This is a genomic window from Methylobacterium sp. J-068 (genome assembly GCF_022829445.1).
Taxonomy (GTDB): Bacteria; Pseudomonadota; Alphaproteobacteria; order Rhizobiales; family Beijerinckiaceae; genus Methylobacterium.
Map to the genome: position 1 here is coordinate 230245 of NZ_JAKSXY010000122.1, position 24302 is coordinate 254546.

Sequence of the window (24302 nt, forward strand, 5' to 3'; positions counted from 1 at the left end):
CGGCGATGCGTCTGACCCGCTACACCGACTACGCCCTGCGAACGCTGATCTATCTCGCGCTGCACGAGCCGCGCATGAGTTCGATCGGCGGCATCGCGCAGGCCTACGGCATCTCCGAGAGCCACCTGACGAAGGTGGTTCACCAGCTGGGGCGGGCCGGTCTGGTGCGAACCCTGCGCGGACGCGGCGGGGGCCTTCGCCTCGGCAGATCGCCGGCCGAGATCGTCATCGGCGCGGTGGTGCGCGAGACGGAGGAGGACCTCGCCCTGGTGGAATGCTTCTCGGGCGGACCTTGCGCGATCAGCCCGTGCTGTCGCCTGCGGGGCGCCATCGGAGAGGCGCTCGCCGCCTTCCTGGCGGTGCTCGACGGCTACACCCTGGCCGACCTCGTGGAGCCGGGCGCGGCGAACGATCTGACGCGGCTGCTGGGGTTGCCGCCGGCCGGGGACATCGCGCGGGCGTCCTGAGGCACCAGACGGTCCGCGACGGTCTCAGCCCTCGTCCCGCAATTGCCGCCGGATGATCTTGCCCGTGGTCGTCATCGGCAGGCTGTCCCGGAACGCGATCTCGCGCGGGTATTCATGGGCCGAGAGGCGGGTGCGCACGAAGGCCTGGATCTCGGCGGCGAGGTCGTCCGAGGCGGTGAAGCCCTCGCGCAGGACCACGAAGGCCTTGACGATCTGGGTGCGCAGCGGGTCCGGCTTGCCCACGGCGGCGGCGAGCGCCACGGCCGGATGGGCGCCGAGGCAATCCTCGATCTCGGTCGGGCCGATGCGGTAGGCCGCCGAGGTGATGAGGTCGTCCTCGCGCCCGACGAAATGGACGTAGCCGTCCGCGTCGCGCCGGGCGGTGTCGCCGGTGAGCATCCAGTCGCCGGAGAACTTCCGCTCCGTGGCCTCGGGCTGGTTCCAGTAGCGCAAGAACATCACCGGGTCGGGCCGCGCGACGGCGATCTCACCGGACTCGTCGATGCCGGCCTCGCTGCCATCGGCGCGCAGGATCGCGACGCGGTGGCCGGGCACCGGACGCCCGGTGGAGCCGGCGCGCGCCACCCCGGCCGCCGGACAGGCGGCGAGCACGAGGTTGCACTCGGTCTGGCCATAGGCTTCGCCGATGGTGAGGCCGAGCTCGGCGCGCGCCCACGCGAAGGTCTCGGGGCCGAGGGCCTCGCCGGCGGAGGCGATGTTGCGCAGGCGCGACAGGTCGAAGCGCGCGCGGGGCGCGGACACGCTGCGCAGCATCCTGAGGGCCGTCGGCGGCAGGAACACGGTGGTGATCGCCTGCTCGGCGATATGGCGGAAGGCGGCTTCCGGCTCGAAGCGGAAGCTGGGGCAGGCCACCACCGGCACGCCGAGATGCAGGCTCGGCAGCGTCGCGTTGAGGAGGCCGCCGGCCCAGGCCCAGTCCGAGGGCGTCCACATCCGGTCATCGGGCCTGGGCGGAAAGTCGTGCATCATCAGGAAGCCGGGCAGGTGCCCGAGCAGCACCCGGTGGGCATGCAGCGCGCCCTTGGCCGGCCCCGTGGTGCCGGAGGTGTAGATCATCAGGGCGGGATCGTCGGCCCGCGTGTCGAAGGCGGCGAAGCCCTCGGGCGCCTCGGCCATCAGCGTGGCGGCGCAGACCGCCCCGTCAAGCGCGCCGTCCGTGCAGAGAACGAGTTCGAGGTCCGGCAGGTCGGCGCGGATCGACGCGAGCTTCTCGAGCCCGGCCGCATCGGTGACGAGGACGCGCGCGCCCGAATCGGCGAGCCGGTAGCGCAGGGCGTCGGGCCCGAACAGGCCGGCGAGCGGCAGCGCGATCGCCCCCAGCTTGTAGGCGGCCGCATGGGCGACCACCACGGCGGCCGATTGCGGCAGCAGGACACCGATCCGATCACCGGGTTCGATCCCCCGCGCCCGAAGCCCCGCCGCGAAGCGGTCGGATCGGGCGCGCAGCTGCCCGAAGGTCGTCTCCGTGACGCGGGCGCCGACCACCTCCTGGATCGCGACCCGGTCGGGCGCGCGCGTGCCCCAGCGGTCGCAGACATCGACGCCGATATTGTAGCGGTCGGGAATGTCCCAGGCGAAACCGGCGACGAGCCCGGCATAGTCGGCAGCGGGTCTCAGCACGGTGGCGGACTCAGGCCTCGCGAGCCTTGAAGGCACCCGCGAAGGCGAAATCCGTGACCGGCCGCCGGCCGTTCGGCACCTCCTTGGCGCGCTGCTCCTCGGTGAGATCCGCCGGATCGGCCACCCGGCCGACCGCGTAAGCCGCCTCGACCTGATGGTCGGCGGGAACGTTCAGCAGGCTGGCGGCACGCGCCTTGTCGAAGCCGCCCATGCCGTGCACGTGCCAGCCCTGGCGGATCGCCTGAAGCTGGAAGTTCGCGGAGGCCGCACCGGTGTCGAGCGAGTGGCTGGCGGAGGGCTTCAGGCCATCGGACGTTTTCATCAGTTTGCTGGAGACGAGGATCACAAGGGCGCCGGCGCCCTCCGCCCACTTGCGGTTGCCGGGCACCAGAAGGTCGAGGAAGGGCTCCCAGTCAGGCGTGCCGCGCAGGGCGTAGACGAAACGCCAGGGCTGCGAGTTGTAGGAGGACGGGGCCCAGCGCGCGGCCTCGAACATCCGCAGCAATTCCGCCTCGGGCACGGCCTCGCCGGCAAAGGCGCGGGGCGACCAGCGCTCGGTGAACAGCGGATCGATGGCGTGGTCGGGCTGGCGCGGGTTCGAAACGGTCACGGGCAGGCTCCAGGGGCAAAGATCGGGGGGGCGGGTTCGCGCGGCCGGATCGTCGGCGACGCACGAACACACCCGCGATCACGTCCAGCCATGCACGAGGTCGGGCCGGCTAGGCAATCGGCCATTCGGCCTCCCGCCGGTCGCCAGGTCCCGACCGCCCCGTTGCCGGGCAGCAAGTCACCGGGCGGCTAGTCACCGCCCGGTTCATTCGGAGAGCGGCGCCTCAGTCGACCACCTTGGCGGTGGGACGGTCGTTCCCCTCGGCCGTCTCGTCGTGCCAGGCCCCCTTGCCGTCCTGATAGCGGATCGGCTCGGTCGAGCCCGGCACCTGCTGCTCGGCGGCGGCCGCCTGGGCAGCCTGGAGGGCGTCGTCGTGGCTCGGAAATGTCTCGGAGAACACGTCGCCGACCTTGTAGGCGTAGCCGCCATCGTGCTCGACGATGCGGTAGGTGACCTCGGACATGCTGTGCTCCTTCCCCGGATGTGTGCCTGGACCGTGGCGCTTGTGGGAAGGCGAACCCGGTGCGCCTGCGGAGGTTCCCGCTCAGTGGCGGGTCGGCGGCGCCCAGGGCAGGTTCGAGACGGCCGCCTCGCAGCCCGCGATCAGGGAGTCGCGGAGATCCGCCGGATCGTAGCCGGGGCCGTCCGGAAAGCCGACGACATGGACCGTGTCTGTGCCTTCGCGCCGGATTCGGGCGAGCCAGCCCTCCGGCGCCCGCTCGAAGGCGACTTCGAAGACCGCGCCCGCCTGCTCGAATCGATGGGGTTCCATCTCGTCATTCCCGGGCGATCGCGTGCCGATGCCTCGCCGGATATGGGGCTTTGGGGTATCGGAGCGGAAGACCTCACCGCTCGACGATCGCCCGTGATCTCGCCAGGAGCCGCATGCGTCCGCTCGTCCCCGCCCTTTTCCTGCTCGCCCTTTTGCCGATGATGGCGCTCACCGCGAGCGTCGCGCGCGCGGAATTCAGCCTGTTCGGCAGCGCCGACCGCACGCCGGCCAACCCCTTCGCGTCGAACTACGCATCGCCGCCGGTGCGCGGCGCATCGGAGCGTCCGCGCCGCATCCGCAGGGGACCCCCGTCGAACGCGCCGAGACCGCCGCGCGACATTCCCGTCGGTGCGCCGCGGCGCTGAGGAATCAGGCGGCGGGGAGCGCGTTGGCGATGGCCGTGACGATGCGCGGGTCGCTGGGCTCGACATTCGACGGAAAGGCTCCGATCAGGCTGCCGTCCCGGTCGATCAGGTATTTGTGGAAATTCCAGTTCGGCGTGCTGCCGGGCTTCTCGGCGGCGGCCCAGCGATAGAACGGGTGGGCGTTCGGTCCGCGGACATGGGTCTTGGCGGTGACCGGGAAGGTCACGCCGTGGTTCTTGCGCGCGGCCTCCGCGATGGCCACGCCATCGAGCGGTTCCTGGTTGCCAAAATCGGGGGACGGCACCGCGATGACGGTCAGCCCCCGATCGCCGAAGCGGGTCCAGAGGCCCTGAAGGCCGGTGAACTGGCCGGCATAGCCGCAGGCCGTCGCGGTGTTGACGACGAGGATCGGCCGGCCCGCATAGGCTTCGAGCGGCAGCGTGCCGCCTTCCGGCTTCTCGAAGGCGAAGGCCCCCGCGCGCACGTCACTCGCCAGGGCGGGACGAGCGCTCAGGGTCAGCGCCCCGGCGAGAAGCGCCAGGGCGCGTCGACGGGGAAGGACGGGCCCGGCATCGGGCTGCGGGTTCGTCTGCGGGTTCTTCGGCATGGCGCGGCTCCCGGTCAGGCGCGCGGAAGCGTTCCGCCGATCCTGTCGGGGTGAACCTAACACCGGGGTGACGTTCGTCCATCGCCGGGGCCCTTCGGCGGGAACCTTTCGCGAAGGCGTGAGCTTGAGCGGGTACAATCCCCCGATCCCCGTATCGATCTCCCGCTCGACCTTCTGAAAGACTTCGCCATGCGCAGCCTCCTGCTCGGCACGACCCTCCTCGTCGCGAGCGCCACCCTCGCCCTCGCCCAGGCACCGGAGACCACGGCACCAGCGCCGAGTCCCACGGCACCGGTCCAGGCGGCGCCCGCGACCCTGGCCAACGACCTGCGCCCGACCTTCGTGGTTCAGAACAAGAGCGACATGGTCACCTCGAAGCTCGTCGGTCTGACGATCCAGAACGGTGCCAACGAGACCATCGGCGAGATCGCCGACGTGGTGCTCGACGAGAAGAACACGGTGAAGGCCTGGGTGGTCGGGGTCGGAGGCTTCCTCGGCATCGGTACGAAGTACGTCGCGATCGATCCGAGCGCCCTCAAGCTCGCCCGCGTGGACGACGCCACCCTGAAGGCGACGATCGACACCACCAAGGACCAGCTCCGCGCCGCGCCGGAATACGTCTATCTCGGCAAGACCAGCGCGAATGCGGCCAAGACGAACGCGGATGCCAAACCCGCCGAGACGAAGCCGGTCGAGGCACCCAAGGCGCAGTGACCACACCGGTATTCTGCGGATGATGCGGTCCGCGATGGACATCTCCCGATCCGAGGGGTGTCCGTCGCGTGCCGTCGAGAGGCACGCGGGACCGTCAGACGCCTGTCATGTCGGGCGCGTAGGGCGGCGGTGAAGGGGCCGGATCGACAATCGGGCCTCGACCGACAGGATTCCGGTGTCCGACAACCGATCAGTCCGTATTGCGCAGGGCGTCCCGCACCGTCGTGGCGACGTTGTCGATGCACCGGACGGCCATGAGGCCCTCCCGCCCGTCATCGGGGAAATCCCGGTCGAACATCGCGTCGATCGTCTGAAAGGGCGCGGCGTCGCGGCTCTGCGATTCGAGATCGCTCGCGAACACGATGCGCAGGTCCGGACGCAGGGCACGTGCTTCCAGCGCCAGCTTCTGGCAACACAATTTGCCCTTCAGGCTGACATCCGTCACCAGAACATCGACCGGCAGGCCCAGTGCCAGCACAGTCATCGCGTCGACGCCGCAATCCACCGTGGTCGCCGCGTACCCGGCCCGGCGGATCTGCGACGAGACCTCGTCGCGCCAATGCTTCTGCCGGCCGGCGATGAGAACCTGGACGCCGTAGGCGCCACCGGGCGAGGTTGGTAGTTCCATAGTCGAGACTCCCCACTCGCGCCTGGACATCCGTACCGATCACCTCGGTCTACTGTGCGTCGCAGCATGCTATGTCACGTCCGCTCGGACAGACAAGCCCCCGAATGGTCAGGACGCGCCGGTGATGCAATGGCGCGAACGGCCGAGCCGTTCCCGTGTCGCGCGGGCCACGCTTGTAACGAACCCGGCAGGGCGACGCCGTCCCGATACGACAGGACGATGACGGGCTTCCCGGTTGACGGCGCCCGCGCGGGCGGGGCAACACCGCCCTCGCCGCGCGACCGACGCAAGCGGCGGACAGCCGGAGCCGTGAACCCCATGTCATCCGCCAAGAGCCCGCCCGTCTCGCCGCTCGCACCCCGGACGTCGCCGGACCTGCCGCCGATTCGCGGCGTCGGCCTCGCCACGGCGCAGGCGGGCATCCGCTATTCCGGCCGCACCGACGTGCTGTACGTGGCCCTCGCCGAGGGCACCCGGGCGGCCGGCGTGTTCACCCGCTCGAAATGCCCGTCCGCCCCGGTGGATTGGTGCCGCGAGGCGCTGGGCAGCGCGGGCGCCCGCGCCCTGGTGGTCAATTCCGGCAACGCCAACGCCTTCACGGGCCTGCGCGGACGCGAGGCCGTGGCGCTGACGGCGCAGATCGCCGCCGAGGCCGCCGCCTGCCGGCCGGACGAGATCTTCATCGCCTCCACGGGCGTGATCGGCGAGCCCCTCGACGCCACCAAGTTCCAGGGCGTGCTGGCCGATTGCGCCGGCCGGACCGAGGACGGCGCGGCCGCCTGGGCCGCCGCCGCGCAGGCGATCATGACCACCGACACCTTCCCGAAGCTCGCCACCCGGCGGACGGCGATCGACGGCCTACCGGTGACGATCAACGGCATCGCCAAGGGGGCCGGCATGATCGCTCCCGACATGGCCACGATGCTGAGCTTCGTCTTCACCGATGCCGCCCTGCCGCAGGACGTGCTCCAGGCGCTGCTCGGCGCCGGCACGGGCAAGAGCTTCAACTGCGTGACGGTGGATGGCGACACCTCCACATCCGACACGCTGATGCTGTTCGCCACGGCCGCGGCCGGCAACGCGGCCATCGCCTCGGCCGACGACCCGCGGCTGTCGGAGTTCCGGACCGCCCTCGACGACCTTCTGGTCGAGCTGGCGCAACTCGTCGCCAAGGACGGCGAGGGCGCGCGCAAGTTCGTCACGGTTCGGGTCACGGGTGCGACCAGCGACGCCTCCGCCCACCGCATCGCGATGTCGATCGCCAACTCGCCCCTGGTGAAGACCGCGATCGCCGGCGAGGACGCCAATTGGGGCCGGGTGGTGATGGCGGTGGGCAAGGCCGGCGAGCCGGCCGACCGCGACCGCCTCGCGATCTGGTTCGGCGACGTGCGCGTCGCCCGCGAGGGCGCCCGCGACCCGGATTACAGCGAGGACGCGGCCAGCGCCGTGATGCGCGAATCGGACGTCACCGTCCGCGTCGATCTCGGCCTCGGCGAAGGGTGCGCGCGGGTCTGGACCTGCGACCTGACCAAGCTCTACATCGAGATCAACGGGGATTACCGCTCGTGAGGCGCCGGCCGGCGATCAGCCTCGGGCTCGCCCTTCTCCTCCTCGCCCCGATTCCGGCGGCCTTCGCGGACGAGCGGCCGGCCGTGGGCGAGGGCCGGATCAGCGTCGTCGGGCGCGCGCGCTCGGAGACGCCCCCGGATTTCGCCTCGGTGGAGATCGGCGTCGAGGCCCGGGGCGCCACCCCGGCCGCCGCCCTCGACAGCGCGAGCGCGTCCGTGAAGGCGGTCCTCGCCCTGGCGGCCGAGTTCAAGGTGCCGGAGGCGGACCTCGGCACCTCGGCGGTGACGCTGCAGCCGGTCACCCGGTCGGTCCGGCAATCGGACGGGTCCTTCGCGGAGAAGCCCGATGGCTACCGCGCCACGAACACCGTGCGGGTGCGCCTCGCCGAGATGGCGCGCCTCGGCGATCTGATGCGCCGGGCGCTCGACGGCGGCGCGAACCGCATCGACGGCGTCGGCTTCGGCCTGCGCGATCCCGAGGCGGCGGAGGCCGCCATGCGGAGCGCGGCGATGAAGGATGCGCGGGCGCAGGCGGAGCGCCTGGCCGAGGCGGCGGGCGTCACCCTCGGCCGGGTGCTGGCCATCCAGTCTCCGGCCACGAGCACGCCGCCTCCCATCGCCTTCGCGGCGCCGGCGCCGATGCGGGCCAAGCACGGCGGCGTACCGGTTCCCCTGGTCGCGGGCACGATCGAGACCGCCGCCGACGTTTCGGCGACCTTCGCGATCGCCCCGTGAGCGAGGCTCCGCTGCGCATCCTCCTCGTGGTCGCCGTCGCGCTGGTGGATGCGGACGGGCGCGTGCTGCTGGCCCAGCGCCCGCTGGGCAAGCAGCTGGCGGGCCTGTGGGAGTTCCCCGGCGGCAAGGTCGATCCCGGCGAGCGGCCGGAGGAGACCCTGATCCGCGAACTCGCCGAGGAACTCGGCATCACCGTGCGGGAGGCCTGCCTCGCGCCCCTCACCTTCGCGAGCCACGCCTATCCCGATTTTCACCTGCTGATGCCGCTCTACGTCTGCCGGCGCTGGGAGGGCCTGCCCCGCTCCATGGAGGGCCAGGCCCTGAAATGGGTGCGGCCGCGCGACCTCAAGGATCAGCCCATGCCGCCCGCCGACGCGCCGCTGATCCCGTTCCTGCTGGATCTGCTCGGGCCGTGATCCAACGGGCGTGACCGACTTGGCCTGACCGACTTGGCCTGATCGACTTGGCGCAATCGACTTGGCGTGACCCGTTCGGGGTTCTCGTGCATCGTTGGAGTCAGGCCGGCCGGCGGGCCGTGTCGGGGGAGAACGGAGCATGGCGCGCAAGGCAGCGGCGACCTCGGGGGCCACCGCCAAGGTGCCGGGTACGAAGGCGGCGAAAGCATCCGCCAAACCCAAGCGAGCGTCGCGAAAAACCGCGCCGAGCCCCGAGACCCTTACCGAACTGGGTCTCGAGCGCCTGATCGGCCTCGTGCTCGCCGAGACGGCCCGCAACCCCGCCTTCAAGAAGCTGGTGACGGCGGCGGTGGCGGGTCTCCAGGGGCCCGAGGCCGTTGCCGCCCTGATCGACCGGCGCCTGACCGCCCTCGAACGGGCCGGGGGCTACATCGACTGGCAGAAGCAGCGCGCCTTCGCCCTCGACCTCGACGCCATGCTGACGACGGTGGTGAACGAGCTCGCGGCCCTCGATTCCAGGGCGGCCCTCGACCGGCTGATCCGCTTCCTCGGCGGCGCCGGGGACGTGCTGGGACGGGCCGACGATTCCAGCGGCCGCATCCACGGCGTGTACGAGCGCGCAGCCGATGCCGCCGCCGCGCTCATCGCGGGCCTGACCGCCCCGGACGCGACGGAGATGTCCCTGCGCCTCGTGTCCCGGCTCGAAAGGGACGGGTACGGGCTGGTGGAAGGCCTGATGCACGACCTCATCCCGAGGCTTCCCGAGGCCGCCCTCGCGCCCCTCGACGGAGCCCTGGCGGAAGCGACGCCGCCGGCCGGCGCCGGCACCACGAACAAGCGGGACTGGTCGAAGGAGGCGGAGCGCGGCCGCCTCATGCGGATGCGCCAGGCGCTGGCCGACCGCACCGGCGATGTCGATGCCTTCATCGCGCTGGAGACCGGACGCGCGCCCGAGCCGCCCAACTGCGTCCTGATCGCGGAACGCCTGCTCGCGGCCGGCCGGGCGCGGGAGGCGCTCGACTGGATTCGCCGTCCGCAGAAGCGCGGTATCCTCGTCGTCACGAGGGAGCAGTTGCTCGCCGGGCGGTTCGACCCCTCCGCCTCGGAGCGTGCCCACACCGCCCTCGAGATCCGCATCCTCGACGCGCTGGGTGAGAGCGAGGCCGCGCAAGCACTGCGCTGGCGGGATTTCGAGCAGAATCTCGACCGGGAGATGCTGCGCACCCACCTCGCCAAGCTGCCCGATTTCGAGGACGACGCGGCGCTGGAGCAGGCCTTCGCCGTCGCCGAAGCCCATCCGGACCGCTATCGCGCCCTGGCCTTCTTCACGCACTGGCCGGAGCCCGCCCGGGCGGCGCGCCTCGTGGCTCGGCATCGCAGCGCCTGGGATGGCGGGCGCTACGAGGTTCTGGTGCCCGCCGCCGAATCCCTGGAGCAGGGCCAACCGCTCGCCGCGACCGAACTCTACCGCATCCTGATCGACGACATCCTCGATCGCGGCCGCTCGGCCGCCTACGGCCATGCCGCACGATACCTGTCCAGCCTCGATCACCTCGCGGGCCGGATCGAGCCGGACAGCCTCAGCCCCGACCCGGAGCAGTACCGCCAGGGCCTGCGCACGCGGCACGGCCGCAAGTCCGCCTTCTGGTCACAGGTGCGGGACTGACCGCACCCGGGATGGTCCGCGCGGGCTCAGGTCACCTCGATCGGATCGACCTTGTCCGTGTAGAAGGCGAGATGCCCGGCGATGGCCGCCACCGCCGGATAAGGCGCCTCGTAGCTCCAGACGGCATCGGGGCGGGTGACGTGCGGCGTCGTCAGCGTGAAATAGGCCGCGTCGCCCTTGTACGGGCAATGGCTGCGCCGGGCGCTCGGGACGAAATGCGCCCAGAGGGCATCGGCGCGGGGAATGTAGATCACGGGCGGATAAGTCGCCTCGCGCAGGACGAGGGCCGCGTCGCTCTCCGCCAGGAGCAGCCCCGCGAGCCGGACGCGGACGCGGCCCGGATGCGGCGCGATATGAATGGGATGGTCGGGTCCGGGTTCTCTCACGGGGTCGATCCTTCGGGGTTCCGCTCGTGGGTGCCGAGGGCCTCGGCGAGGCTCGCCCGGGCACTGCCGGGCTTGAGCGGCTTCTGCTGGCTCGCGTGCGGAGCCCAACCCGAGAGCCACAGGATCTCGAAGGTGGCGCGCAGGCGCCCGTCCGCGTCGGCGAAGCGCTCGGCATAGAGGGCGGCGGCCCGCATCAGGGTGGCCCGGCGCAAGGGGGTGCGCCGGCGCTCCACGAGGACGTTGGTCAACCCCATGCCGCGCAGGTCGCGCATCAGCGCGAAGGGGTCGGGATAGCGCACCGTGAGCGTCTCGACATCGGTCACCGGCAGCGCGAAGCCCGCGCGCTGCAGGAGGCTTCCCATCTCGCGCACCTCGGCGAAGGGCGCGACGCGCGGGCTGATCCCGCCCTCGACCTCGCTCTCGGCCTCGCCCAGAACCTGACGCAACTCCGTCAGGGTGCGCCCGCCGAGGAGACACCCGATGAAGAGACCGTCCGGCCGCAGGGCGCGTCGCAGCTGCGCCAGGGTGCCGGGCAGATCGTTGACGTGCTGCAGTGCCAGCAGCGAGACCGCGAGATCGAAGCGTTGCGGGCCCAGCGGCAACGCCTCGGGATCGGCCACCACGGCGCCCGGCTCCGGCAGGGGGCCCAAGCGAAGGACCCGTTCCGCCCGGCCGCTCGCCCGCAGGGCCTCGGCCGCGAGGGGCGACGGCGTGGCGAGATCGAGCGCGTGGGGGAACGTCCTGAGCACCGCGCCGAGGCGATCGTCGAGATCGTCCACCACGCGGCGAAGCAGGAAATCGGCGTAGCCGGCGCGGTGGGCGCGGGCGAGGCGGCGGCGGGCGAGGCCCGTATCGAACAGCGGTGGAGGCGTCATCGAGGGATTAGATGGCGCGGGACGGCGTGCGGCGCCAGCACCCGGAACGCGAAGGCTCCGTCGCGTGTTGAGGGCCAGCCAATCGACGGCCATACGGCCAACCGGGAGATCAATGCCATGAAGTCCATTCTGTTCGGCGCGGCCCTCACCCTGGCGGGCCTCTCCCTCGCGGCGACGGGCGCCGAAGCCAAGGGCTGCCTCAAGGGCGCGGCCGTCGGCGGACTCGCCGGGCACGTGGCCGGGCACGGCGTCCTCGGGGCGGCGGCGGGCTGCGCCATCGGCCGCCACAAGGCCAACAAGCGCGACGCCCAGCAGAACCAGGCGCAGCCCGCGCGCTAGCGCCGGGCGCGGACGTCGTCCGCATCGCCTCGCACAACCAGGAGCGGTAGGGTGACCGTATGGTGCCCACCGCTCGCCTTCCCCTCAAGGGCCTCCGTCTTCTCTGGCGCGGGGCCCTCGGTCTGGTCTATCCCCCGACCTGCTCGGGCTGCGGCGGGGCGACCGCCGATTCCCACGCCCTCTGCTCCGCCTGCTGGTCGGGCCTGCGCCTGATCGAGCAGCCCTATTGCCAGAGGCTGGGAACTCCCTTCGCCGTCGATCACGGAACCGGAGCCCTGCTCTCCCCCCGTGCGATCGCCGATCCGCCGGTCTTCCAGCGTGCCCGGGCCGTCGCGCTCTACGAAGGGCGGGCGCGCGATCTCGTTCATCGCCTGAAATACGAGGACCGGCTCGACCTCGGTCCCGTGCTGGCGCGCATGATGGCGGGCGCCGGTTCGGAACTCCTGGCGGAGGCGGATTGCCTCGTGCCGGTGCCGCTCCATCGCCTCCGGCTCTGGCGTCGGCGCTTCAATCAGGCGGCCCTGCTCTCCCGACGCATCGGCCGGATCGCCGGACTCCCCAGCGATCCCGGCCTCCTGGTCCGCGTGAAGGCGACGCGCTCACAGGTCGGCCTGAGCCGCGTCGCGCGGGGGACGAACCTCCAGGGCGCGTTCCGGGTGCCGGATTCGGCCCGCGCGCGCCTCCAGGGGCGCCGCATCCTGGTCATCGACGACGTGATGACCACGGGCGCCACCGCCAATGCGGCCTCCCGGGTTCTCCTGCGCGGCGGCGCGGCCTCGGTCGACGTCCTCACCTTCGCCCTCGTGTCGGGCGAGGTCGGCTGACGCCGCGGCCGATATCCGAGCGGAACGCGAACGGGGGCCGACGAGGCCCCCGCTGCGAGATCGAACGTCCCGCCGCCCTCAGGCCGTGACGGGGTCGAGGCCTCCGGCCCTGCTCTCAGCCGGTGTCGCCGGGGACAGCACCTTGCCGCGCGGTCCGACCCAGGTTCCGACCCACTTGCGCTGCCAGACCAGCAGGCAGACCAGCACCACCGCCGCGAAGACCGCGTAGCCGACGAAGCCGTAGGCGAACGAGCCAGTATATTGCTTCGACAGGCCCATGACGTTCGGCAGGATCGCGCCGCCGAGAGCCCCGACCTCGCCGATCATCGAGCCGGCCACCGCCGTGTTGGCCGGCCAGCGCAGGGGCACGAGCTGGAACAGGGCGCCGTTGCCGGCGCCAAGCGCCGCGAAGCAGAGCATGAACAGGGCCGTGGTGAGGACGAGCGACGGAGTCGCGGTGAGGAGGAGGAAGGAGCCGACCGCGGCGATGAGAACCACGGACAGAACCAGGATTCCGCCCAGGCGGTCGGCGAAGTAGCCCCCGAGGACGCGGATGCCCGAACCCATCAGGGCCGCCAGCATGGTGAGGCGCCCGGCCTCCACCTTGGTCACGGCGAACTGTTCGTAGAAGAAGGTCGGCAGGAAGTTCGAGAGGCCGATGAAGCCGCCGAAGGTGATGATGTAGATCAGGTTGAAGGCCCAGCCGTCCTTCTGGAACAGGCAGGAGACATGCTCCTTGAAGGACTGGTGCTCCGCGTCCGGCGGCTCCTTCGCGAAGACGATCATCACGATGAGGGGGATCGCCATGACGCAGCCGGCGAAGCCGTAGACGGCCTGCCAGCCATAGGCCTGGGCCAGCGGGGGCGCGAACAGCACGGCGAGGACCGTGCCGGAATTGCCGGCGCCGGCGATGCCCATCGCCAGGCCCTTGTGCTCCTTCGGGAACCAGCCCGAGCCGAGCGAGAGGGCGACGCCGAAGGAGGCGCCGGCGATGCCGAGCAGCACCCCCATGGCGAGCACCTCGTCATAGGTGTTCACGAAGAAGAAGCCGAAGGCCATCGCGAGCATGATGACGCTCATCTCGGTGATGGCGGCGTTCTTGCGCCCGATGTACTGGGCGAGGATTCCGAGGGGAAAGCGCATGATCGCGCCGGCCAGGATCGGCAGCGAGATCATGAATCCGGTCTGCGCCGGGGTCAGCTTGTAGGTCTCGGTGATGAACGGGCCCATGGCGCCGTTGAGCACCCAGATCGCGAAGCAGAAATCGAAGTAGAGGAACGCGGCGAACAAGGTCGGGGGGTGACCGGATTTCATCACGGTCTTGAAGCTGGCCATGGAGTGCGTCTCGAGGTTCGCGGCCGCGCGGCGGCCGTTCGTGCCAAGGGATCCGGACTCACGCCGTCCGCTTAGCGGAGCGCCTTTGCTCCGCGCGCCGCCTCACGGCGACGGACCCCCTCAAGCACCGAACGTGCCAAGGGTGACGCCCTCGGACCGTCGCAGCGTCCCCGGCGGGCGATGCCCACGCACGAAGCGCCGGGATGGCGCCCGAGGCGGCATTGCCTAGGAAATGATCTCGGCCGGCGAGACGGGCTCAGCCGTCGGCCTGAAAGGCCGCCAGGGGCGCGGCGATGGCGCAGGTGACACCGTCCGGCGGAAAGGCCAGCGCGATGGTGCCCCCGACCTGGCCCGCGAGGCCCCGCTCGATGAAGCGGGAGCCAAAGCCCTTGTGCGCCGGCTTCGTCACCGGCGGACCGCCGATCTCGGCCCAGGAGAACGCGAGGTGCGGCTCCCCCGCCTCAGGGCGGACCTCCCACCGGATCGCGACATGGCCGTGATCCTGGGACAGGGCACCGTACTTCGCCGCGTTGGTGGCGAGTTCGTGCAGCATCAGCGCCAGGGACAGGGCGGGCTTCGCGCCGATCTCGAGGTCGGGGCCGTCGAGGCGGAAGCGGCCCGACCGGTCCTCGTGCAGTTTCAGGGCGCCGCGCACCACGGGCCCGATCAGCGTGCTGCCCAGCGCCCCGCCCATCAGGAGGTCGTGCGCCTGCCCCAACGCGATGAGGCGGCCGGCCAGAACCTCCTTGGCGGTGTCCACGTCCACGGCCGAGCGCATGGTCTGCGTCGCGATCGACTGCACCATCGCCAGCAGGTTCTTCATGCGGTGGCTGAGTTCGCGGTTCAGCAGTTCCTGCTGCTCCTCCGCGCGCAGGCGGGCCACGGCGGCGCGGGTCCGGTCGACGACGTTGCGGACGAAGTCGACGATGTCCGGCGTCCAGTTGCGCCGCTTCGCATCGTGGAGGCAGAACACCGCCACCAATTGGCCGCGCTCCATCAGGGGGAGGTTGATCACGGTCCGCACGTCGAGGGCGCGGAAGCCCGACGACCGGCCGGCGGTGCGCGGGTCCTGCTCCACGTCGTCGATGACGACCACGCGGCCCTCCCGCAGTTCGGGCAGGTAGGAGCCGTAATCGGCGTAGCGGTGCCGGCCGACGAGGCTCCCCACGCCGGGCAGCGTCCAGTCGCGGGCGATGTCGAGATAGTGGCCCGTCGGGTCGAGGGTCCCGTAGGCCGCGCGGGTCAGCCCGAGGGTCCGGCCCGCGATCTCGGCCGCGGTGAACGCCATCTCGTGCGGATCGTGCAGCGCGCGCAGGCGCTCTCCGAGCTCCACCAGAGCGGCCTGCCGCTCCTCGGCGCGCTTGCGCTCGGTGATGTCCACCGAGGCGCCGGGAAAGCGCAGCGGCGTGCCGTCTGGCGCCCGCACGAGGCGTCCGCGCGCGATGACCCAGCGATGCGACCCGTCCGGCTGGAGGATGCGGTACTCGCAGGCGAACTCCTCGGCGCCCGCGAAGAGACGGTCTAGTTCCGCCTGGAACAGCGCCACGTCGTCGGGGTGGAAGTTGCGCGTATAGTCGGCCAGGGGGGCGCCCTGGGCCGCCCGGTCCGGGTCGACGGTATAGATCCGCGCCAAGGCGGCGTCGGCATAGACGACGTCCTCGCGCAGGTCCCAGTCCCAGGTGCCGATCATGCCCGAGGCGTTGAGGGCCAGAGCGAGACGTTCCTCGCTCCGGCGCAGGCGCGCGGTCGCCGCCCGGCGCTCGGTCACGTCGGTGAGCGTCAGCACCGCGCCCTGGACGATTCCGTCCTCGACGATCGGCGCGTTGGTGGTGATCACGTCGATGGGCGTGCCGTCCCGGCGGAAGAACGTCGTGGCCCGCTCGCGCAAGGGCTCGCCGGATTGCAGGGCCCGAACCACCTCGCAGTCGCAACTCGGAAACGGACGGCCGTCGGCATGATGATGGTGGGCGGTCTCGTGCAGGTTGCGCCCGATCAAGGCGCCGGGCGGCCAGCCGAGCATGGCCTCGGCGGCCGGGTTGGCGAAGGTGACGACGTCGTCGCGCGTCAGCCGGAACACGGCCTCGCTGAGATGGTCGGTGACGGTCTGGAGCAGGGCCGTCTGCTTGCGCAACGCCTCGTCGGCCTGACGCTGGGCCGTGCGGTCGCGCAGGATCTTGAGATAGCCGATATGGGCCTCGCCCTCGCCCATCAGCGGCATCGTCTCGCCCATGGCCCAGAAGCGGGTGCCGTCCTTGCGCTGGTGCCAGCGCTCGTCGCTGGCCCGGCCCATCTCGCGGGCGATGCGCATCTCGCGCGCCAGGGTGTCGCGCTCCCGATCACCCTCGGTGAAGAAGCGGTCGGCGGGTTGGCCGAGCATCTCGGCCTCGTTCCAGCCCAGGATGCGCTCGGCGCCGACGTTCCAGCTCGTGACCACGCCGGCGAGGTCCATGGCCACGATGCCGTAATCGACGGCGCTCTCGATGATCGCCGCGTTGCGCCGATCGGCCTCCCGGCGCTCCTTGATCGTCCGGCGCAGGTCGAGTTCGGTCATGACCTGCCGCGCCAGCGTCCGCAGGATGAAGGCCTGGGCCTCGGTGAGGTCACGCGGCCGGGTGTCGAGCACGCAGAGCGTGCCCAGCGCCGTGCCCTCGGGCGTTCGCAGCGGCACGCCGGCATAGAAGCGCACGTGCGGCGCCCCGACGACGAGGGCATTGTCGGCGGTGCGCGGGTCCCGGGTCGTGTCCGGGATCACGAAGAGATCGTCCTGCTGCACCGCATGCGCGCAGATCGATTCGCGCAAGGTGGTCTCGGAGCGTTCGAAGCCGATACGGGCCTTGAACCATTGCCGGCCGGTATCCACCAGCGAGATCAGCGAGACCGGCATCTCGAGGAGCATCGAGGCAAGCTTGACGATGTCCTCGAACGCGGCCTCGGGGGCGGTATCGAGAATATCGTATCGGGACAGGGCCTCGCGCCGCGAGTCGAAGTCATCGCCGGTCGTACTCAATCGCCCCTCCGGCCGCGGTCGCTCCGGCTTGACCGACCGGGAAGGCAGACGTCCGGCCGATCCCCCCATCGGCCGCGTGGCCAGCCACCTGTACGCGGACGCGAACGGTTTTCCTACGTGCATCCGCCGCACGAAGCAGATTTTACCGAAGAAAGCCCGAGCATCCGGGAAGAAAGCCCAAGCATCCGGAAAGTGGCAGGTTCAGCGACACACCGTGACGCTGCGCACCACCCAGCCCTCGCCGGGCTGCCAGAGCTTGCGCCGGCTGCGCTGGCAGGCGGCATTCTCCGGTTCGCTGGAGGTCCAGGTCGTTCCGGGCCCCCTCGCCTCGGATGGGCGTTCCGTCGGCGAGCGGCCCGCCAGCGCCTCCGCCGGCGCGAGGACGAGCGGAAGCAGTGCCGCGAGCGCCGGAAAGAGCGTGCGGAAGCGAGGACGCGGATGGACCGGCACGGGTCGCGTTCCATGGATTGGAGTGTGGGGAACCCTCGCGGGCCCCCTCCTATGTCGGTACGCTCAAGCTCTTTACAACCATCCCGCGACCGCGCCGGCACACCATCCCGCCTGTTTTCACGACACGGTAAAAATCGGAGCAATCCGGCGCGGGCGGCCTGTCCGAACGATCGCCCACCGAGATCGGTCTCCAAGACTCCCGCCGCGTTGTGCCCACGATGCATCGCACGGGACCTTTGGTACCCATGCAATGCTGCTCAGTCATCAACGTGACGTGACGCGCCGGGATTGTCTTGCTAGGCCCCATCACACGTCATCCACGTTCACGACGACTTCTCGAGCGACCTGATCCATGTCCCAGACGACCCGCCGCAGGCTTCTCACAGGGGCAACGACGAGCCTCGCGCTCCTCACACCCATCGGGTCCGCCCTCGCCCAGAGCCGCCGCGGCCTCTTCGACGACGGGATCGACGGCGATCTGCCCTACGATGACGAGCGGCTCTATCGCGATGAGATGGGCCGGCTCTACCGGCGTCGCGGCGGTCAGTACGTGCCCTATTCCGAGCGCGATTCCGGTCGCTCGATCGAGCGCAACGCCGATCCGGTGAGCGCGCAGCGCGGTCGGGCGGCGGTGCCGGACGATCCGGATGCGGACCTCTACGCGCCCCGCCAGGTTCCGCCGGCCTCCCCCCAGCAGGCGGCGCCGGCCAAGCCCGTGGACAACGGACCGATCGACTTCAACCGCGCCTACGCGGCGATCACCGACGAGCCGTTTCCGGTCTACGCCTTCAACTGGCGCAAGGCGAACCCGTCCTTCCTGCGCCAGGAGATCGCCTATACGGGGTCGGAGCCTCCGGGCACGATCGTGGTCGATCCGCGCGCCCACCACCTCATCCTGGTCCAGCCGAACGGCCGGGCGCGGCGCTACGGCGTCGGCGTCGGCAAGCAGGGCTTCTCCTGGTCCGGGGCCTCGACGGTGAATTCGAAGCAGATGTGGCCGGACTGGTACCCGCCGAAGGAGATGATCGCCCGCACGCCGAAGCTGGCGAAGTCGGTCTCGCAGCTCCAGAGCGGGCTCGGCGTGCCCGGCGGCTCGCGCAATCCGCTGGGTGCCCGCGCCCACTACCTTTGGCAGGGCAACAAGGACACGCTCTACCGCATCCACGGCACCCTGGAGCCGGACTCGATCGGCAAGAGCGTGTCGTCGGGCTGTATCCGGATGATCAACCAGGACGTGATCGATCTCTACGGTCGCGTCGAGATCGGCAGCCGCGTGGTGGTGCTGACCTGACGACGTCGTTCGGCCCCGGTCCCGCGCGCGGGACGGGGCCGGGTCAGACCTCGGTGATCTCACCCTCGCGCACGGCGCGTTCGGTCGAGCCGGACTTGATGCGGTAGAACGGCTCGCCGGTCTGATCCTCGGGCACCAGCCGGACGATTTCGAAGACATCGGTGGCGTCGGCCTTGCTGGCCGCGTAGCCGATCTGGGCGCGCCGCACGCGCTGGCCGAGCTTGAACTTATGGGACATGGTTCGTGTCTCCTCGAACGAGGGTCGGCACGCAGGGCATGCCGCGAAGACCGGCCGGGTTCGGCCAACCTGGGAGATGGGCCCGCTCCACATCATCGAGTGGAGACGGACCGGACGGGCCCTTGCGAAACCCGTCCCGTATCCCGAGCCAGGAAGGCTCAGGGTGCCGGCGGCCTTGACGGCGCGGCGTCTTAGCGGCGGGCCTTGGCCTTGCGCGCGGCATAGCGCGCGTCGCGCTGGGCCTTCTGCTCGAGGCGCGCCGCAGCGGCCTGGGCGATCTTCTCCTCGGCGGCCAGGGCTTCAGCGGCGGCGAGCCGCTCACGCTCGGCCTCGGCCTCGGCCGCCCGCTGGGCTTCCGCCTCGAGACGCGCCTGCTCACGGGCCGCAACGCGGATCTCTCGCTCCCGCGCGATCTGGGCACGCTCCGCCTTGCGGGCGACCACGACCGGATCGTCCGCCGGCGGACGATCACGGAACCGCGCCAACGCTGCGGCGCGGGCTTCCGTGGCGGCCTTGAGGCGGTCGGTCATCGAGTTCGGGTTGAATTGGCTCACACAGAATCCTGTCATGCGGGAGGCCGCGTTGCGGGCGCACTCCCCTGGATAAAGAAAAGGCCGAGAACACAAGCAAGCCGCTTCCCTTCCGGGAAGCGGCTCTCAAGGCGAAGTGGATTCCGCGAGGGAATCCGCCGCGATCAGACGGTCTGGAGGCTGCCGGCGGACTGCTTGCCGCTGCGCTTGTCGGTTTCCATCTCGTAGGAGACCTTCTGGCCTTCCGCGAGGCCACGAAGGCCGGCGCGCTCGACGGCCGAGATGTGCACGAACACGTCGTTGCCGCCGTTATCCGGCTGGATGAAACCGAAACCCTTCGTTTCGTTGAACCACTTAACAGTACCGACAGCCATCATATTCCTTCGCCCTTGCGGGCTTAAATCAACCGGAGGTCCACGCGATCATGCGCGGTCGTCTCCGTTATCAGCCCCGGAGCAAAATATTCTCGCCCCTGATTCCGTTGTGAAATCAGGCCGAGAACGATCTGCGACTGGGTTGATTTATGCTCTCTACGCTTTTCCGGGCAATTTAGCAAACTGATTGTCAATTGAGCGCGCGACCGCCCGGGTTCGACACACAGCCCTCGCGGGCTTCGTACATCCGCCGGCGCACCCGAAGCCCGCATCCGATCCCGAGGGACAGGGTCCGGGATCGCGATCGGCTCCGACGGCAGGCATCCCCGGCCAGGAGCGAGCGTGGTCGGCAACCTGTGAAAGAACGGTCCGACAGGGCGATCGGCACTGTCGCATCGGCCTCTATCGCGGGAGGGCGGTCTCTGAGCAGATCAACGACGATCCGCCTTGGACAATCCGAATGCCCGCAAATCCCTACGAGCCGAGGAACCGGCAGGGCGCATAAGGCCTTAACGGGTCCGGCGGCATGCCGGAAAGACTTGGATCCTAACCCTTGCGCGCACCCTCGTCGGATCATCGGGACGACGCGTTCCCCCTGAGGCGCGCACAGTTTTCCAGCCGTGATTATCCTTTGGAGGAGGCGGCGAGCGTCTACCAGCTCATGTTCGCGAGTTCCGCCCTGGTGACGCCCCTCGCGGCGCCCTTCCACGTCGAGATCACGAGTTTCTGGTCCGAGCACATGCGCTTCCACTTCATGGAAGGCGTGCCGTTCGTCTTCCATCGACCGGCACAGAAGATCGGCTACGACGGCATCGACGCCATCGTCGTGCAGCACGTGGAGACCGGCGCCATCGTGGGTGATTTCGACGGGATCGAGGTGCGGGCGGAGGCGGGCTCGCTCTACATCATCGATTTCTCCCGGCCGGCGATCATCCGGGACACGGTCGAGATCCCGAGCCAGAAGCGCAATTTCGTCGGCCTGCCCCGCGCCTTCGCGAAGCGCTGGTTCGGCGCCCTCGACCGGCTCCACGGCTTCGTCGTCCCGCCCGAGATCGCCGAAACGTATACGGGGCACCTCCTGCGCCTGCGCGCGCGTCTGCCCCAACGCAGCGCGCTCGACGCCGCGACCCTCGCCACGACGGCGACGCTGCTGGCCCAGGCCATCACCCAGGCCACCGGCCACGGAACGTCGCGCTCCGATCCGGCGCGGCTCTTCCAGAAGGCTCGCCTCTACATCGAGTCCTCGCTGAGCGATCCGGACCTCGGCGCCGCCGAGATCGCCCGCAACATCGGCGCCTCGCGGACGCGCCTCTTCGCGGTCTTCCAGGGGGTGGGCGGGGTGGATCGCTACATCCGCTCCGCGCGGCTGGAGGCGGTGAAGGCCGCCCTCGGCGCCCCGGCCCAGGCGGAACCCATCGCGGTGCTGGCCGAAACGTTCGGGTTCCGCAGCGCGGGCCAGCTCAGCCGCCTGTTCCGGCAGCATTTCGGGGTGACGCCATCGCAGTTCAGCGCAGGGGCCGATCCTGGCGGCGTCCGACGCCACGCGGAGTCGGGATAGGGCGCTCCCGCCGACACGGATGCCGGTCCGGTGCCAGGACCCGGCCGGAGAGCCCGCGCGCGCGATGCCTAGAGGGCGAGCGACACCTTCACCACGCCGCCATCCTCCTTGTCCGGCCGGGTGGTGAAGCCGAGTTGCCTGCACACCGCGAGCATCGGCCGATTCTCGCGCAGAACCGTGCCTTCCACCCGCGACAGACCCTCGATGCGGGCCCAGTCGATCATCAGGCTCATCAGCGCGAGGCCGAGGCCCGTGCCCTTGCGGTCACCGTGGATGAGAATGGCGTATTCGCCGCTCTCGTGATTGGCATCCGCATGGAGCCGGACGGCGCCGAGCATCAGGCTGCTCCGCGCATCGATCGCCACGAACGCGATGGCGCGGGCGTAGTCGAGCTGCGTCAGCTTGGCCAGGAAGGCATGGTTGAAGTCGCGCACCGGCGCGAAGAAGCGCAGGCGCAGATCCTCGGCGCTCACGGATTGGAAGAAGGTGAGGAACAGGGCCTCGTCCTCGGGGCGCACCGGCCGCACCGTCACGGTCTCACCCTTCAGGGTGAGGCTTCGCTCCCATTCCACCGGATAGGGGCGGATGGCGAAGCGCGGATGATAGGTTCCGCGCGCACGCCGGCCCGTGGTGGCCTCGGGCGCCACCATCACGCGGGCGTCGAGGGCGAGCGCGCCCGTCTCGTCGGCGAGCAGCGGGTTGATGTCGAGTTCGCGCACCTCCGGGCAATCGGCGGCGAGTTGCGCGAGCTTCACCAGCACCAGCGCCACCGCGTGCCGGTCCACCGCCGGCACGTCGCGGTAGGCGGCCAGCCGCCGCGCCACGCGGGTGCGGTCGATGAGCTCGGAGGCGAGGCGCAGATCCAGCGGCGGCAGCCCGAGCGCCCGGTCGTCGATGACCTCCACCGCCGTGCCGCCGCGCCCGAACACCACCACCGGCCCGAAGGTCGGGTCCTCGGCGAGGCCCGCGATGAGTTCGCGCTGCTTGCCGCGCCGGATCATCGGCTGCACGGCGAACCCGGTGATGCGGGCCTCCGGCGCGAGCCGGCGCGCCCGGGCGATGATGTCGGCGGCCGCAGCCCTCACGTCGGCCTCGCTGGTCAGATCGAGGCGCACGCCTCCGACGTCGGATTTGTGCACGATGTCCGGCGAGACGACCTTCAGCGCCACCGCCCCGCCCTTGGCGATGATGCTCCAGGCGGCGGTGGCCGCCGCGTCGATGTCGGGGGCGAGCGTCAGGGGCACGCTGTCGATGCGGTAAGCGGCGAGGAGGTCCGACACCGCGACGGGGTCGAGCCAGGTCTGCCCCTGCGCGACCGCGCGGCCCACGATGGCACGGGCGGCCGCGACGTCGGGAGAGAAGTCGCGGGGCAGCGAATCCGGCGTGCGCATCAGGTCGTCCTGCGCCTCGCGGTAGCGGACGAGATGCAGGAAGCCCTCCACCGCGTCGGAATCGGTGGGAAAGCGCGGAATGCCGGCCTCGGCGAGCCGGCTCGCGGCCTGCGCCTCCTCGCCGATCGTCACGGCGAAGACGGGCTTCTTGCGGCCGCCCGCCTTCCGGACCCGCGTGACCGTCTCGGCGATCGCGGCCGCGACCTCGCCGCTGTCGGAGCGCGCCGTCGGCACATGCACCGCCAGGACGGCGTCGTTGCCCGCATCCGCGAGCAGCGGCGCCAGGGCGGCGGCGTAGGCGTCCGGACCGGCCGCGACCCCGAGATCCACCGGGTTGCCGAGCGTTCCGGCCGCCGCCAGCGTGCCGCCCCGATCGGCGAGGCGGTCGGCGGCGAGGGCTCCGATGCCGCGCCCGTTGCCGAGGATCGCGAGCCGATGCCCGGGGAAGGGCCGCTGGCGCCCGAGGGTCTCCACGGCGGAGAACATCGCGTCGAGGCTGTCGACGGAGAGCAGGCCCGCCCGGCGGAAGGCGGCCTCGTAGACGGTGTCCGGCCGCGCGAGCGCCCCCGTATGGGTCGTGACGTGGCGCGGAGGCGCCCGGTGCCGCCCGGCGCGCAGGACCACGACCGGCTTGGCGCGCGCGGCCGCGCGGGCGGCCGACATGAACTTGCGCGCATCCGTCACCACGTCGAGGGACAGCAGGATCGCGCGGGTGCGGAAATCGGCGGCGAAGTGATCGAGGCAGTCGGCGACGTCGATGTCGCAGGCGATGCCGAGCGACATCACGGCCGAGAAGCCGACGTCGCGCCGTGCGGCCCAGGCGACGATTCCGGCCGCCACGGTGCCCGATTGCGAGACGAGGGCGATGTCGCCCGCCTTCGGCGGATGCGCGAGCAGGCTGGCATCGAGACGCGCGCCGGGCACCGAAAGGCCGATGCTGCCGGGGCCGAGGAGGCGCAGTCCGTGTCGACGCGCCTCGGCGCGGGCCGCCTCGCACAGGTCGTCACCGACATCCGGAGTGAGGATGATCGCGGCGGCGGCGCCGCTGCGGCCGGCCTCGGCGACCCAAGCCGGTACCGCCTCCGGGGGCGTCGCCAGGATGACGAGGTCGGGCGTCTCCAGCAGATCCCTGAAACCGGCAATCGCACCCGCTTCGGCATCGGAGCCGATGCACCGGATCGGACCGCCAAAACCGGCCCGCCGCAGATTGGCCAGCACCGCCTCGCCAAGACGCTGGCAAGCCTCAAGACCCTGGCAAGCCTCAAGACCCTGGGCAGCCTCACGACCAAGAACAGCATCCTGGCCAAGACCGTCTCGACCATCGGTGCCCCCGACCAGGACGATGGCGCGCGGCGCGACCAGTGCCTCGAAGCGGTAGGTGCTCATCGACCGGACTGCGTCATGACTTGAAGATCCTGTCTCGGACATGTTCGACCGGAGGGGTCGAGGCCCCGGCCCCAGGTCTCGGGCCGGACGCCGTGCGTCGTCTCTGCGATCAACCCACGTCGAACCGAA

26 protein-coding genes are annotated in these 24302 nt (G+C 70.8%); 11 read left to right on the forward strand and 15 right to left on the reverse strand.

Annotated elements, in window-relative coordinates; translation table 11 throughout:
• Positions 1–5 precede the first annotated feature (5 nt).
• Entirely contained in the window at positions 6–467 is a 462-nt protein-coding gene (locus tag MKK54_RS21355; protein ID WP_244013992.1) for an Rrf2 family transcriptional regulator, read from the forward strand.
• Positions 468–491: 24 nt separating this feature from the next.
• Here MKK54_RS21355 and MKK54_RS21360 read toward each other — a convergent pair whose 3' ends face one another.
• The 4 genes from MKK54_RS21360 to MKK54_RS21375 form a co-directional block, all read right to left on the reverse strand.
• Positions 492–2108: an AMP-binding protein gene (locus MKK54_RS21360; RefSeq protein ID WP_244013994.1), complete on the reverse strand. Its 1617-nt coding sequence runs from the start codon at positions 2106–2108 to the stop codon at positions 492–494.
• A gap of 10 nt (positions 2109–2118) precedes the next feature.
• A complete protein-coding gene (locus MKK54_RS21365) occupies positions 2119–2718 on the reverse strand; it encodes a nitroreductase family protein (protein ID WP_244013996.1) in 600 nt (199 codons plus the stop codon).
• Between the two features lie 223 nt (positions 2719–2941).
• Complete coding sequence (locus MKK54_RS21370; RefSeq protein ID WP_244013999.1) at positions 2942–3181, reverse strand: hypothetical protein; 240 nt, start codon at positions 3179–3181, stop codon at positions 2942–2944.
• 81 nt (positions 3182–3262) lie between these two features.
• Complete coding sequence (locus tag MKK54_RS21375) at positions 3263–3490, reverse strand: hypothetical protein (protein ID WP_244014001.1); 228 nt, start codon at positions 3488–3490, stop codon at positions 3263–3265.
• A 113-nt stretch (positions 3491–3603) separates the two neighbouring features.
• On the opposite strand from MKK54_RS21375, the gene MKK54_RS21380 reads away from it, so the two are divergent.
• Positions 3604–3855 (forward strand): hypothetical protein, encoded by a 252-nt coding sequence (locus tag MKK54_RS21380; protein WP_244014003.1) that lies wholly within the window; start codon positions 3604–3606, stop codon positions 3853–3855.
• Between the two features lie 4 nt (positions 3856–3859).
• Here MKK54_RS21380 and MKK54_RS21385 read toward each other — a convergent pair whose 3' ends face one another.
• A complete protein-coding gene (locus MKK54_RS21385; protein WP_244014005.1) occupies positions 3860–4462 on the reverse strand; it encodes a glutathione peroxidase in 603 nt (200 codons plus the stop codon).
• A gap of 189 nt (positions 4463–4651) precedes the next feature.
• Between MKK54_RS21385 and MKK54_RS21390 the strand changes: the two genes are divergently transcribed.
• Positions 4652–5176: a PRC-barrel domain-containing protein gene (locus MKK54_RS21390; RefSeq protein WP_244014007.1), complete on the forward strand. Its 525-nt coding sequence runs from the start codon at positions 4652–4654 to the stop codon at positions 5174–5176.
• 190 nt (positions 5177–5366) lie between these two features.
• Here the strand turns inward: MKK54_RS21390 and MKK54_RS21395 are convergent, their stop codons facing one another.
• On the reverse strand, positions 5367–5804 hold the full coding sequence (locus MKK54_RS21395) for a histidine kinase (protein WP_244014009.1): 438 nt from the start codon (positions 5802–5804) through the stop codon (positions 5367–5369).
• Positions 5805–6122: 318 nt separating this feature from the next.
• On the opposite strand from MKK54_RS21395, the gene argJ reads away from it, so the two are divergent.
• The 4 genes from argJ to MKK54_RS21415 all read left to right on the forward strand — a co-directional run bounded on the left by argJ (position 6123) and on the right by MKK54_RS21415 (position 10189).
• Entirely contained in the window at positions 6123–7373 is a 1251-nt protein-coding gene (gene argJ / locus MKK54_RS21400) for a bifunctional glutamate N-acetyltransferase/amino-acid acetyltransferase ArgJ (RefSeq protein WP_244014011.1), read from the forward strand.
• Entirely contained in the window at positions 7370–8107 is a 738-nt protein-coding gene (locus MKK54_RS21405) for an SIMPL domain-containing protein (protein ID WP_409564221.1), read from the forward strand. Before argJ ends, MKK54_RS21405 begins: the two co-directional genes overlap by 4 nt.
• Positions 8104–8523: an 8-oxo-dGTP diphosphatase MutT gene (mutT, locus tag MKK54_RS21410; protein WP_244014013.1), complete on the forward strand. Its 420-nt coding sequence runs from the start codon at positions 8104–8106 to the stop codon at positions 8521–8523. Before MKK54_RS21405 ends, mutT begins: the two co-directional genes overlap by 4 nt.
• A gap of 139 nt (positions 8524–8662) precedes the next feature.
• The gene (locus MKK54_RS21415) at positions 8663–10189 is read left to right on the forward strand and encodes a DUF6880 family protein (protein WP_244014016.1); all 1527 of its coding nucleotides are present in this window, start codon (positions 8663–8665) and stop codon (positions 10187–10189) included.
• A gap of 26 nt (positions 10190–10215) precedes the next feature.
• On the opposite strand, the gene MKK54_RS21420 is transcribed toward MKK54_RS21415, so the two are convergent.
• Positions 10216–10575 carry a DUF427 domain-containing protein gene (locus tag MKK54_RS21420; protein WP_244014018.1) on the reverse strand — a complete coding sequence of 120 codons (360 nt, stop codon included), beginning with the start codon at positions 10573–10575 and terminating at the stop codon, positions 10216–10218.
• The gene (locus tag MKK54_RS21425; protein ID WP_244014020.1) at positions 10572–11450 is read right to left on the reverse strand and encodes a methyltransferase domain-containing protein; all 879 of its coding nucleotides are present in this window, start codon (positions 11448–11450) and stop codon (positions 10572–10574) included. The genes MKK54_RS21420 and MKK54_RS21425 overlap by 4 nt, the downstream gene beginning before the upstream one ends.
• 117 nt (positions 11451–11567) lie before the next feature.
• Between MKK54_RS21425 and MKK54_RS21430 the strand changes: the two genes are divergently transcribed.
• Together MKK54_RS21430 and MKK54_RS21435 are read left to right on the forward strand one after the other, a co-directional pair.
• Complete coding sequence (locus MKK54_RS21430) at positions 11568–11789, forward strand: hypothetical protein (RefSeq protein WP_244014022.1); 222 nt, start codon at positions 11568–11570, stop codon at positions 11787–11789.
• A gap of 59 nt (positions 11790–11848) precedes the next feature.
• Positions 11849–12613, forward strand: coding sequence for a ComF family protein (locus tag MKK54_RS21435; RefSeq protein ID WP_244014024.1), 765 nt, complete (start codon positions 11849–11851; stop codon positions 12611–12613).
• Positions 12614–12691: 78 nt separating this feature from the next.
• Here MKK54_RS21435 and MKK54_RS21440 read toward each other — a convergent pair whose 3' ends face one another.
• The 3 genes from MKK54_RS21440 to MKK54_RS21450 form a co-directional block, all read right to left on the reverse strand.
• Positions 12692–13948 (reverse strand): nitrate/nitrite transporter, encoded by a 1257-nt coding sequence (locus MKK54_RS21440; RefSeq protein ID WP_244014026.1) that lies wholly within the window; start codon positions 13946–13948, stop codon positions 12692–12694.
• A gap of 256 nt (positions 13949–14204) precedes the next feature.
• Positions 14205–16955 (reverse strand): PAS domain S-box protein, encoded by a 2751-nt coding sequence (locus MKK54_RS21445; protein WP_244014028.1) that lies wholly within the window; start codon positions 16953–16955, stop codon positions 14205–14207.
• Between the two features lie 201 nt (positions 16956–17156).
• A complete protein-coding gene (locus tag MKK54_RS21450) occupies positions 17157–17405 on the reverse strand; it encodes a hypothetical protein (protein ID WP_244014030.1) in 249 nt (82 codons plus the stop codon).
• A 352-nt stretch (positions 17406–17757) separates the two neighbouring features.
• Between MKK54_RS21450 and MKK54_RS21455 the strand changes: the two genes are divergently transcribed.
• Positions 17758–18696 (forward strand): L,D-transpeptidase, encoded by a 939-nt coding sequence (locus MKK54_RS21455; RefSeq protein WP_244014032.1) that lies wholly within the window; start codon positions 17758–17760, stop codon positions 18694–18696.
• A gap of 43 nt (positions 18697–18739) precedes the next feature.
• Here the strand turns inward: MKK54_RS21455 and MKK54_RS21460 are convergent, their stop codons facing one another.
• The 3 genes from MKK54_RS21460 to MKK54_RS21470 form a co-directional block, all read right to left on the reverse strand.
• Positions 18740–18934 carry a hypothetical protein gene (locus MKK54_RS21460; protein WP_244014034.1) on the reverse strand — a complete coding sequence of 65 codons (195 nt, stop codon included), beginning with the start codon at positions 18932–18934 and terminating at the stop codon, positions 18740–18742.
• Between the two features lie 191 nt (positions 18935–19125).
• Positions 19126–19488, reverse strand: a complete 363-nt coding sequence (locus MKK54_RS21465) for a DUF6481 family protein (RefSeq protein ID WP_313898407.1) — start codon at positions 19486–19488, stop codon at positions 19126–19128.
• 140 nt (positions 19489–19628) lie between these two features.
• Positions 19629–19838, reverse strand: coding sequence for a cold-shock protein (locus MKK54_RS21470; protein ID WP_238275572.1), 210 nt, complete (start codon positions 19836–19838; stop codon positions 19629–19631).
• 661 nt (positions 19839–20499) lie between these two features.
• On the opposite strand from MKK54_RS21470, the gene MKK54_RS21475 reads away from it, so the two are divergent.
• Complete coding sequence (locus tag MKK54_RS21475; protein ID WP_244014036.1) at positions 20500–21396, forward strand: helix-turn-helix domain-containing protein; 897 nt, start codon at positions 20500–20502, stop codon at positions 21394–21396.
• A gap of 68 nt (positions 21397–21464) precedes the next feature.
• On the opposite strand, the gene MKK54_RS21480 is transcribed toward MKK54_RS21475, so the two are convergent.
• Positions 21465–24173, reverse strand: a complete 2709-nt coding sequence (locus MKK54_RS21480) for a bifunctional acetate--CoA ligase family protein/GNAT family N-acetyltransferase (RefSeq protein WP_244014039.1) — start codon at positions 24171–24173, stop codon at positions 21465–21467.
• Positions 24174–24302 lie beyond the last annotated feature (129 nt).